Source organism: Coleofasciculus sp. LEGE 07092, assembly GCF_015207375.1.
Taxonomy (GTDB): domain Bacteria; phylum Cyanobacteriota; class Cyanobacteriia; order Cyanobacteriales; family Coleofasciculaceae; genus LEGE-07092.
This window is the reverse complement of the sequence record NZ_JADEWY010000003.1, coordinates 41,877-53,893: the sequence shown is the minus strand read 5'-3', so window position 1 is coordinate 53,893 and position 12,017 is coordinate 41,877. Positions and strand designations below refer to the sequence as shown.

The 12,017-nt window shown below is 43.1% G+C and carries 9 protein-coding genes; all 9 read right to left on the bottom strand.

The window, feature by feature from the left end; genetic code table 11:
* Positions 1-21 precede the first annotated feature (21 nt).
* Positions 22-1,614, bottom strand: coding sequence for a glycosyltransferase family 39 protein (locus IQ257_RS01445; protein WP_193873369.1), 1,593 nt, complete (start codon positions 1,612-1,614; stop codon positions 22-24).
* A 39-nt stretch (positions 1,615-1,653) separates the two neighbouring features.
* Positions 1,654-3,261 (bottom strand): glycosyltransferase family 39 protein, encoded by a 1,608-nt coding sequence (locus tag IQ257_RS01440; protein WP_228060329.1) that lies wholly within the window; start codon positions 3,259-3,261, stop codon positions 1,654-1,656.
* A 55-nt stretch (positions 3,262-3,316) separates the two neighbouring features.
* Positions 3,317-4,990, bottom strand: coding sequence for a glycosyltransferase family 39 protein (locus IQ257_RS01435; RefSeq protein ID WP_193873368.1), 1,674 nt, complete (start codon positions 4,988-4,990; stop codon positions 3,317-3,319).
* Between the two features lie 121 nt (positions 4,991-5,111).
* Entirely contained in the window at positions 5,112-6,773 is a 1,662-nt protein-coding gene (locus IQ257_RS01430; RefSeq protein ID WP_193873367.1) for an NAD(P)/FAD-dependent oxidoreductase, read from the bottom strand.
* Between the two features lie 54 nt (positions 6,774-6,827).
* Entirely contained in the window at positions 6,828-8,369 is a 1,542-nt protein-coding gene (locus IQ257_RS01425; RefSeq protein WP_193873366.1) for a glycosyltransferase family 39 protein, read from the bottom strand.
* A 25-nt stretch (positions 8,370-8,394) separates the two neighbouring features.
* Positions 8,395-8,925, bottom strand: a complete 531-nt coding sequence (gene rfbC, locus IQ257_RS01420; protein ID WP_193873365.1) for a dTDP-4-dehydrorhamnose 3,5-epimerase — start codon at positions 8,923-8,925, stop codon at positions 8,395-8,397.
* A complete protein-coding gene (locus IQ257_RS01415) occupies positions 8,922-10,199 on the bottom strand; it encodes a class I SAM-dependent methyltransferase (RefSeq protein WP_193873364.1) in 1,278 nt (425 codons plus the stop codon). Before IQ257_RS01415 ends, rfbC begins: the two co-directional genes overlap by 4 nt.
* Complete coding sequence (locus tag IQ257_RS01410; protein WP_193873363.1) at positions 10,196-11,233, bottom strand: NAD-dependent epimerase/dehydratase family protein; 1,038 nt, start codon at positions 11,231-11,233, stop codon at positions 10,196-10,198. Before IQ257_RS01410 ends, IQ257_RS01415 begins: the two co-directional genes overlap by 4 nt.
* Positions 11,157-12,008, bottom strand: coding sequence for a glucose-1-phosphate cytidylyltransferase (gene rfbF / locus IQ257_RS01405; protein WP_193873362.1), 852 nt, complete (start codon positions 12,006-12,008; stop codon positions 11,157-11,159). Before rfbF ends, IQ257_RS01410 begins: the two co-directional genes overlap by 77 nt.
* Positions 12,009-12,017 lie beyond the last annotated feature (9 nt).

Below are 12,017 nucleotides of genomic sequence, written 5' to 3'. Positions count from 1 at the left end.
GTCACCTGATTTGACTGTTTGCTATTTTTCTAACTGCCAGACCTGGAGAGATTCATCAACAACCTTTAACTTGTAGTTCTGCTCTTGTTCCAGTCCTTTTCGTAATTCTCGAGATGGACTGTACAAAAATATATCACTGAATCCCTCCGCAACATTGGGAACATTGGGTCGCTCAACTAACTGAAGCCGCACCTTGGGATCGAGTTGATAGCTAAAGGGTAGAATTTCAGTCGGGCGAATATCCAAAATGAATAGTGGAGATTTTGCTTGATTAACGATGCGAGACACCTGACTAACTTCCACACCTTCAGATGCGACACTGGTTCCATTCCATCGATGATGGGGTGGAGTAATGACACACGAGAGGGTTCCACTCGAAATTAACACAATAAAAAGCAATTGCCATAGCTTCTGTTGCCAGACTTTAACAGATAGAGGCATCATCTTCATCGCCAACAGGTAGGCAACCGCTAGCTGAATCCCCAAGTAACAAGGGGTTAGATACCGACTCGACGCTGAACGTACTCCTCCCAAAACTAAATCCGGTAGAACGAGAGTGAGAGCTGTCACTCCCATTAAGGTAAAGATGAATACCCAAACCCGTTGAGGGGTGTGACGATACAGAAAGTAAATCGCATATCCCACCATCCCTGCCAGCAGACAAGCAGTTAACCACAAAAGAAATGGCTTCTGATAGTCAAAGTCAAAAAAAGCAAAAATGCTGCAAAGGTTCCCCGCCCACCGTTTGAGCAAGCTATCGTCTCCCAAGACTAGGGGGAGTTTTTCCTTTGTCCAGGTTGTCGTAGTATAAACTTTCGTCCAGTCTGTATTAACTAATACAATCCAGGGTACAAACACCAAAAACCCTATCAATGATGCTCGTAGATACGCATTAAATGTCTTAGTGCGTTTGCATCCTTCCAGAATAAATATATAGATTCCATATCCGATGGCGACTAACCAGAAAAATAAATGAGAATAAACCCCCACCGTAAGGTTTCCTGCATAGGTCAGCCAACTGCGCTTTGTATTGAGCCGTAAGGTTCGCAGTAGTACGGCACCCGATACTAAAATGATAACTGCCCATAAGCTATATTCCCTAGCGGTTTGGGCAGTCCACACATGAAATGGTGAAACGGTTACTAGGGCGATCGCTATCCATCCTACCAGGGATGATTCAAATAATTCCCAGCACAGCCAATAAATACTCGGAAAAATAAGCAAACTAATAAAAGCAGCCACCCCTCTAGTCACTGCTGGAGAAGGACCCAGCCACTGCACCCACAATCGGGCTATTACATAATAGAGGGGCGGATGATGAGGGTTTTCCGCCGCCATCGCCGTCACTGTATCAAGCAAGCTTTTATTGGGATTGGTATCCTGATACTTCAGTAGCTCTTCAACGCTCAAAACACGACCATTGAAAACCAACTCTCTTAATTCTGTTTTAGTGTAACCCGCAATCTGTAGGGACGTAGAGGTTTCGTCCCCTGAGTAGGCTCTATTATCGATATTGCCGAATCGCAGAACTATACCCAGAATTAACAGGATGAGCACGAAGAACCGTAACCCAGTCCAGGAAAAGTTGCGAGTTTGGTTTACTGTTGTTTGCATAAAATTACTACGTTTACTAATTACCCTAATTTTATTAAGTTATTCACGGCTTTTTTCTAGGAGCAAAAGCTCACCAGGTTTATAAATCGTATCGATTTTGTAGTCACGATTTTCTTCAAGCTTATCTCGTAGTTCTTCAGAAGCATAGATTAAGAAAATGGAATTAAATTTTGAATTAATATTAGGGATTTTGGGAGTTGCTATAAACATTATCTTTACCTTATTATCTAATACATAAATCAGAGGTAAAATGGCACTAACCTCACTATTGTCACTAATCAACAGCGGTTTTTTAGATTGGTTAATAAGACGAGCAACCTGGGGAACCGACTCATTAATAGACTTGTTCCACCAGGTTTCAGAACGAGCGCTAATGACACATGATAAAATTCCTGCTGATAACACTAAGACAAAAAAGCTTTGCCACAACTTCTGGAAGGTTGTCTTAAGAGGAATAATAGTGACTTTAGTAGAGAAAAGGTAGGCAACCGCTAATTGAATACCCAAATAGGAAGGAATGAGATATCGAGCAAAGGTTGATCGACGACCTCCTATAATTAAGTCAGGGAGAATTAAGGCTAGTGCTGTCGCCCCAATTGAGGTCAAGACAAATAATCGAACGTGCTTTGGACTATAACGATAAAGGAAATGAACGGCATAGGCGCTTAACCCTAATAAGCTTAAAATCGGGACAATTAAAAGAACTGCATAAGTATCTAAATGGGCATCACCAGCACCAATACCCACATCAAAAAAAATACGACTCAGGTTAACCACCCAAGTTTGCCCCAAAGACAACACACTGACTCTAGCAGATTGCCAGGCTGTTTGTTGCTGGATAAGGCTCAAGTGAGACGCGACTACTAAAATCCAGGGTAGGAACCCTAGAAATCCTGCCAGCGATGCCAAGAGATATACCCTAAACCTCTTACTAAAACGGTAGCGTTCGGTTATCAAAACATAGACACCATGCCCCATGAAAACAAAAATTGAAAAAAGATGAGTATAAAGTCCTAGTGCAACTGTTGCCGCATAGGTTCCCCAACTCAGGTGGGTTTTGACCCGCATAGCCTTTAGGAGTACCGCGCTAGATAGTAAAATTGTTACAGTCCATAAACTGTACATCCGTGCTTCCTGGGCATACAGCACATGAAAGGGTGAAACCGCAATCAGAGCCATCGCTATCCATCCCACAAGCGGTGACTCAAAGAGTTCTCGACACAGCCAATAGAGGCAGGGAAAAGCAAGTAAGCTCGACAGAGCCGATAAACTTCTGATCACTGCTACAGAATTACCCCATAACTGCATCCAAAATCGCCCCAGTATAAAATAGAGTGGTGATTGCAGGGGGTCTTCTACTACCAACGATTTAATCGTATCCCTCAAGCCTTTTTCAGAGTTAGGACTCTGATAATGCTGCAAATCTTGAAGGGTCATGGGCTGACTGCTTGCGACTTCTTGGAACAATTCAGCTCTCGTGTAGCCAGCAATTCGTAGGGAACTCAAAACTTCATCAAACCAGTAAATTTTTCCGTCTAGATTGACGAACCGAAAGAATAAACCAAGCACTATTGCGATAATAATTAAAGCTTTTAAGCCGTCCCCGTACAGTTTCTGCGTTTTGCTTTTCCAGAAATTTATCATCATTATTATAATGTGGATAAAGATGACTCAATTGCCAATTATCTAGACCTCTATACATTTACTCCAATTTTTCAAAATACCAAATATCACCGGGCTTATAAATTGGTTCTATCTTGTGTTTATATTCTTGAATGAGTCCAGAACGCAGGGTTTTAGACGGACTGAAGAAAAACACGTCTCTGACCTCTTCAGGAATTTGAGGAATTTGGGGTTCAAATACAAACTGAAATCTCACGTTTTGCCCAAGCAGATAGCTAAAACCAATGACAAGGTTAATATCTGGATCGAGCAAATGACTGCTAGAAGTTGACCAGTTTATAACCGCATCACTCACTAACAGGGGGTTAGCCGTTTGATTAATCAGTCGGGCTGGATAATGGTAGGGGGAACCGGGTCTATTCCACCAAGCCTCTGCCTGAGAAATAACTGCACAAGATAAAACCCCACTCGAAATCAATGCAATTGTGGCAACTCTCCATAGCTTCTGTTGCCGAGTTCCAGCATAAATCGTGCTAATTTTACTCGCCAGTAAGTAAGCTACCGCTAACTGTAGAGATAAATAGCAGGGAATAAGATAACGACTGACTGCCGACCGCTGCCCCCCCCAGATCAAATCTGGCAAAATTTTACTCAAGGCTGTAACTCCACCCAAGGTTAGGATAAACAGCCACACCCGTTTAGGGCTTTGGCGGCAGAGAAAATAAAGTGAATAGGCAATTAATCCTAAGACGAGAAGAATGATACTTACTGAAATTAATAAAACTGAGTTGGCAAAGACCTCTTTAACGGCAGAATTATTGCCTAAACCTAGTCCTATTGCATACTGCTCAATAACACTATCAAGATCTACATCAAAGAAAACTCGACTGATGCCAAGAATCCAAATTTTCACTAAGGTTAAAAGGGACAAGCTGTTCCCCGTCCACCCTGTTACACCTCCCGTTCCATAAAAGTGAATGATAACGACTAAAAGCCAAGGTGAAAAAATAAGGAATCCCCCTAAGGATGCAAAAAGATAAGCCCTCGCTACCTTACTCAATTTGAAGCGTTCGATAACAGCGATATAAATTACGTGGGCGATAGCAACTAACACAGAAAGCAAGTGAGTATAAAGTCCTAATGCTAAGGTTACGCTATAGAGTCCCCAACTCCCTTTGGTGTTAACACGCACGGCTCGTAGTAAAGCAGCACTCGATAGCAAAATAGTAACCGTCCACAAACTATACATTCGGGCTTCCTGAGCGTACAGTACATGGAACGGTGAAACAGCCATCAGTGTGATCGCTACCCATCCAACTAACGGAAACTCAAATAATTCTCGGCACAGCCAATAGAGGCAAGGAAACACCAGCAAGCTCAACAAGGCAGACAAACTTCTAGTCACTGCCACGGAATGACCTAACAACTGCACCCAAAACCGCGTCATCAAAAAATACAGGGGCGGCAGTTGTGTTTCTTCAATCGCTAAACCCTTGACTGTATCGATTACACCTTTGTCCGAGTTGGGGTGTTGGTACTTCTGTAACTCTTCAATGCTAATAACATGACCATCAAGCAAGTCTTGGATGACTTCTGTACTCGTGTAGCCAGAAACTCGTAATGAGGTGTAGACCTCATCGTACCAGTAAAATTTTTGCTCCAGATTAACAAATCGAAAAAATACACCCAGTACTAAAACGATAATGATTAAATATCTCACCCTAATTTGAGGCAGTAGCTTCAGGAATTTCATAGCTTATTATGAACTTCGATTAAGCCCGCGACTTGCGATCGCCTGAGATTTTTGGTTGATTATCAAGCTGTTCGTTTTCCTTAGCCTGATTACTAATCAAAAAATTGAGAAAAAATGCAGTTTATAATCCAATTTTTCTTAAAAAATTGACTATAGATTGACTGAAAAAGCGCTTAGGTTTCGTTTTTTTCGCTGTACTTTTTTCGTGAGATTTAGCTTCATGATAATCCTGCTCTGTGTTTATTTCCCAAATGTTCGATTTATCATTGACCCCATCTCTAATATTTTCTACCGCTGCTATAGCCGTCAACATCGAATGATCTTGATTGTTATACTTGTGCATTCCATTTCTGCCAATCAAGTAAAGATTTTGAAAACGCTCAAGATAGGTTTTGATTTTATCAAACTTTGGATAAGTGCCAAAATAAGCTGGGTAAGTTTTAGGGACTCGAATTACTGTACTATCCAATACATCTGATTTACAGATAAAGCCTATTTTGGCTAATTCATCAATGGCAAAATTTGCCATCGCTTCATCACTCATCTGCCATAACTCGTCAGACTCATAGCAAAAATACTCCAATCCTAACCAAACTTTAGAAATATCTTGAACTAAATGAGGACTCCAATTATTAAAAATTTGAATTCGACCTAACAAGACATCCGGTTCCTGAACGTAAATCCAGTTGTCTTGAATCAATTTTTTGCTTTTATCTTTATCTCGGATTGAAAGTTTTTCTACTAATAAACCGACCGTGATAAAGTCTCGGTAAACTAATCCCTCACTCACTTCACTCACTTTTGAAGGAATATCCGTCTGCAATCCCCTGATTAACTCTTTAACAGGCATAGTGGAAAAGAAGTAGTCTCCTTCTACCCGTTCAGTCGCACCTGTGACTGCATTCCCCAGGTCTACAGACGTAATTTGATTTCCGTCTAAAAATAGCTTTTTAACCCCAACATTAAGATGAATTTCTCCTCCCCCTGCCTGAATACGCTCTGCCACCTCTTCCCAAAGCTGCCCCGGTCCGTATTTCGGATAAAGAAATCGCTCGATTAAAGAGGTTTCAACATTTTTCTGAGCTATAGATTTAGAGTTTAGCCTTAGTATCTTTCTGAGAATGTGTTCAATGGTTTTTGAAATGGATAAACCCTTAATCCGTTGAACGCCCCACTCGGCACTAATGTCTGAGCAGGAAACTCCCCAAACTTTTTCCGTATAGGATTTAAAGAATGTACGATACAAAACTCTGCCAAAACGGTTAATAAAAAACTCCTCTAAATTTTTTTCATTTTTGATAGGCGCGATCCGAGTTTTTAAGTAACTAAATAGAATGTTGAACGTCCTATTAAAACCCAGATTAAAAATTGTATTCTTGTTTAATTTAATCGGATAATCAAAAAAGCTTCTGAGGAAAAATATTCTGGATTTGCGGTTACGGACTAACATGACTAAATCCGTTTCTTTTGCATCTTCTGCTTGAACTGTAGCTTTAATTTCCTGGGTTTTATTTTGATAAGCAATAGTTATTTTTTCAGTTTGGCTGGCTTCTATCGGTAAAATCTTTAACCACCAATCCATAACAGTAGTGGACTTAGAAAAGAATCGGTGTCCCCCGATATCCATACGATAGCCTTTATACTTAACCGTTCTAGAAATCCCTCCTATTTCATTACTCATTTCATAAACAATGGGTTTAATATCGGTTTTCTGGAGCAGCTCATAAGCTGCTGTTAATCCCGCCGGTCCGGCTCCAATAATAATCGCTACTTTCTGAGTCATGTTATTAATCTTCGTTAAGGTTTTATCAAGATTTAGAAAAGCGAATCCTTTTTATTAGGATTTTTCCAGATACCAAAGTCCACCCTGTTCAAAACTCGGTTTTATCTCATCTTTTAATTTTGCCTCAATTCCATCTCGCAAATTCTGGGAGGGATGGAATAAAAACACATCACTAAACCCTTCAGAACGCTCAGGCACAGTTGGATCAACTATTAATTGTAATTGCACCTTAGGTTCCAGTAGATAACTTAGAGACACTAGCCAGTAAATCGCCTCCTCATTGCTAATTAAAAGGGGGCGGGGAGCTTGATTGACAATCCGAGCAATTTGGGGATTATAATGATTAGGCTTCTTGTGCCACCAGGTATTAGCTTGGGAGCTGAATGCACAGGACACGACTCCAACGGAAATGAGTCCAGCAGTAACAACCTGCCAAAACTTTTGCTGCCAACCTCTAGAACCCATCTGGGTTGCCAGCAGGTAAGCAACCGCTAACTGAATACCCACGTAACAGGGTGTCAGGTATCGACTAATACTCGAACGCCTGCCGCCGACAATTACATCAGGGAGGATAAGAGCCAGCCCCGTCGCACCAATCAAGGTTAAAATAAACAGCCAAATCCGTTGGGGGGTGTGGCGAAACAGAAAATAAATGGCATATCCGATCAAGCTTAGTAGGATTAAAGTCGGAGGAATGGCGTAGATTAGCGGAGTATTGGTATCAAAATTTAAATCGAAAAAAATCCGCGTTATATTCCCTACCCAGATTTTGATTAAAGACGGCAAAGACATGGGTTGAGCAGTCCAAGTTGGCTCGTCAACTTTGTCATTGAGAAGCCAGGGAAGGAACCCTAAAAAAGCTGCACCTGATGCCAGTAGATAAGCGATCGTTATCTTATTCAAACGGCAGCGCTGGGCGATCGCTACATAAATTCCCTGTCCTAGGGTGACAAATAACGAAAAAAGGTGAGTGTAAAACCCCAGAATCGTCGTCCCCGCGTAAATCACCCAACTCAGCCGAGTTTGCCGCCGCATCGCCCCCAAAAGAGCTGCACCCGATAGCAGGATGGTAGCAGTCCACAAACTGTACTGTCGAGCTTCTTGAGCATAGAGGACGTGGAACGGCGAGATGGCAAATAAAGCGATCGCTATCCATCCCACTAAGGGGGATTCAAACAATTCTTGGCATAGCCAATAAAGGCAGGGAAACACAAGTAAGCTCAACAGAACAGACAAACTGCGGATTGCTGTCGGCGAACTGCCAAACCCATCGACCCAAAATCGCCCAATAGCAAAATATAAGGGCGGTTGCAGGGGATCTTCGGCGATTAACGAGCCAATCGTATCACTCACATTGCTTTCCGGTTTAGGACGCTGATACTTCTGCAACTCCTCAATGCTAATAACTTGATTGTAAGGTAGCTGTTGCACAAATTCTGCCTGTGTGTAGCCAGAAATGCGCAACAACGTCACAACTTCATCTCCCCAAAAGACTTTTCCGTCGAGGTTAACCCCTCGAAAAAATATGCCTAACCCTAAAACGGCAATGATTAAATACCGTAACCAGACTGGAGGTAGTCCCTTGAGTCCTTTCATCCTTGTTACTATAATAAAAAATCTCTCATGAAATAAAATTAGGATAGTGTCGATCTTTGGGAGAAATTAACGTAACGTCAAGCAACCAGTTGATGCCAAAGGCTGGATCATTCCACCTGACTCCTTTTGCCGATTCGGGATGGTAAAACTCTGACATTTGGTAAAACACTTCTGTATTATCCTCCAACGTTTGAAATCCATGGGCGAACCTCTCAGGCACATAAAGCATTTTGTAGTTTTCTGCTGAAAGAATCACACCGATATGATGCTTAAAGGTTAAAGATTCAGGACGTAGATCGAGAATGACATCATAAATAGCTCCCGCCGTACACCGCACTAGTTTAGCTTCCGCGTGAGGAGCAACTTGATAGTGCATACCCCGCAGGGTTCCCTTTTGAGGATTGAAAGAAATGTTGCACTGTAACAATCGCCGATTCAGTCCCTGTTGTTCAAATTCTTGCTGACACCAGGTTCTGGCAAAAAAGCCGCGTTCGTCCTGCAATCGTTCCGGTTCAATAAAGAACGCGCCCTTTAGCTTCGTCTCAGTGAAAATCATTGATAAACCTGGACTTCAGGAATCGGAACAACAAATTGCCCCCCCCAATCACGGATATAAGACATTTGCTCGGTGATTTCCTCTAAGAGATTCCAAGGCAGGATGAGCAAGTAATCCGGTTGGGTTTCCTTTATTTTGTCAGGATGAAAGATGGGAATATGAGTTCCTGGTAAAAATTGTCCTTGTTTGTAGGGACTGCGGTCAACCGTATAGTCGATAAAATCAGAACGAATGCCGCAGTAGTTTAAGAGAGTATTCCCCTTACCAGGGGCACCGTAACCCACAATTGATTTTCCCTGGTTCTTGACGGCAATCAAGAACTCCAATAGCTTACGTTTAGTAGCTTTGACCTGTTCACTAAAGGTAAAGTAAGTGTCTAAACGGGTCAAACCAGCAGCATCTTCCCGATGTTTTAATTCAGTGACGCGATCGCGAATTGGTTTAGACTGGTCTTCAGTATGACAGCCGTAAATTCTCAGAGAACCTCCGTGGGTAGGCAACTCCTCCACGTCAAACAAAGTCAATCCGTGGGCGGCAAAAACTCTTTCAACCGTCGTGAACGAGAAATAGGAGAAATGCTCGTGGTAAATGGTATCAAATTGGTTACACTCCATCAAACGCATCAGATGGGGAAACTCCATGGTAATTGCGCCGTGGGGCTTGAGGAGAATCTTCATCCCCGCCACAAAATCGTTGAGATTAGGAACATGAGCCAATACGTTATTCCCTATAAGTAAGTCAGCTTGCCTCCCTTCAGCAACTAGTTCGTGAGCGGTTTGCTCTCCAAAGAACTTCACCACGGTGGGAATACCTTTTTGCAGCGCCACCTCAGCTACATTCGCGGCGGGTTCTATTCCCAAAACAGGTATCCCTTTCTCCATAAAGTATTGCAGTAGATAACCGTCATTGCTGGCAATTTCCACAACTTGACTTTGCCCGTGCAATCCGAAACGCTCTACTATCGTTTCTGTGTATCCTTTGGCGTGTTGTAACCAAGAATCTGAATAGGACGAAAAGTAGGAATACTCGTTGAAGATTTCCACCGGACTGACATACTCAAGCAGTTGCACTAAAAAGCAGCGATCGCAAACAAACACCTGTAGAGGATAGAATGCTTCGAGCTGATTCAACTGCTCAAAGGTGAGAATCCGGTTGCAAGGCGGCGACATCCCCAAATCGACAACGGTATGTTGTAAGGGTGTTTCGCAGAACCGACAGTAACCTCGAATGCTTCCTGCTTTTTTTCCCTGAGGGAGTGCTTCAGCAATTTTCATGAGTTTGCGTAACTCCTCCAGCGTAAGGTAAGGTCTAAGCGATCGCTACTTAGCAGTTGTTTAATGTGGTCGATACGCTTGTAGCGCGATCCTTCAAAATCATCCACACATAGCCCCACCTTCTGGTACGCTTCATAAAGCTGGTTTGCCCCCAGCCGTACATTCCACTGGGGTTTGAATTCGGGTAAGACTCGCCTTATTTTACTAAAATCTACTCGATAGCAGCGTTTGTCTGGTTCTCCGTCTGGAGCATATTCAATCTGGCAACTAGGAACGACTTCCCGCGTAATTTCAGCTAAGTCGCAGATTTGATAGTTCTCCTCTGTACTGCCCACATTGAACGCTTGGTTGTGGATGACTTCCCGAGGTGCGTGCAATACAGCAATGAAAGCCCGTGAGATATCTTCAATATGAACAATGGGACGCCAAGGAGTACCATCGCTTTTAATATAAATTCGTCCGGTTGTCACTGCCCAGGCAACCAGATTATTCAACACCAAATCGAAACGTAGACGGGGCGATGCACCGTAGGCAGTGGCATTGCGCAGAAATGTAGGACTGAAGTCATCATCAGCCAGTTTTGAGACGTCCCGTTCGACTAGCACTTTTGACTCTCCGTAAGGGGTAACGGGATTGAATGGGGCTTCCTCCGTGACTTTATCCTTACCTGCTGCGCCGTAAGTGCTGCAAGAGGATGAGAAAAGAAAGCGTTCTACCCCTACCTGTTTTGCCAAGGCAGCCAAACGCACCGATGCCAAATGATTAATTTCGTAAGTTAACTCCGCATTCAAGTTGCCAAGGGGATCATTAGAAAGACCCGCTAAATGTAATATAGCCTCGAATCCCCTCAGGTCTGATGCTTCTATGTCACGAATATCCTTTTTCAGTTCAGGTATATTGACTATCCCATCCCCAAAGGTGCTTTGCTCAAACAAATCGCTATCAACACCGACAACCTCATGCCCCTCTGCCAACAGCATAGGGGTCAGAATTGTCCCAATGTAGCCCTTGTGACCGGTCAGTAATAAACGCATTTTGCTCCTCCCAAACTTTCCAGGGTATATCACCACTCTGCCAAAGGGCTTCTAAAAATCGCTTATCGCGCAAGGTATCCATACATTGCCAGAAGGACGTATGCTGATAAGCCATGAGCTGCCCATCTTTTGCCAATCGCTCCAAGGGTTCTTTCTCCCATTGGGTATCATCCCCGTCAATGTAATCAAGGACTGCTGGTTCTAGAACAAAAAAGCCACCATTAATCCATCCTTCTCGGGTTTGCGGTTTTTCTGAGAACTCTTTGACGTACTCACCATCAAGTTCCAAATAACCAAAGCGTGCGGGTGGATGGACGACTGTGAGAGTTGCCAATTTGCCGTGAGAGCGGTGGAATGCTAGTAGCTCTGATAAATTAATATCAGATACACCATCTCCGTAGGTGAGCATGAACGTTTCATTATCTAGGTAGGGAGTAAGACGCTTGAGCCGCCCTCCTGTTTGGGTATGAACCTCGGTATCCACTAAATCAACTTTCCAAGGGGGTATGCGCCCGCCTTTCATCGTCACTTCTCCAGTTGGAAAATCTACGGTGAGAGTGCTGTTTAAGGAGCAATAGTCTACCATGTACTTCTTGATGACTTCACCTTTATAGCCGAGGGCGATCGCAAAATTACGGAAGCCATAATAGGAGTAGTGCATCATAATATGCCAGAGAATGGGTTTTCCGGCGATTTTTACCATCGGCTTTGGCTTTACGCCTGTCTCTTCAGCAAGGCGAGTGCCAAGTCCACCAGCCAGAATAGCGACTTTCATGGTTCGTCT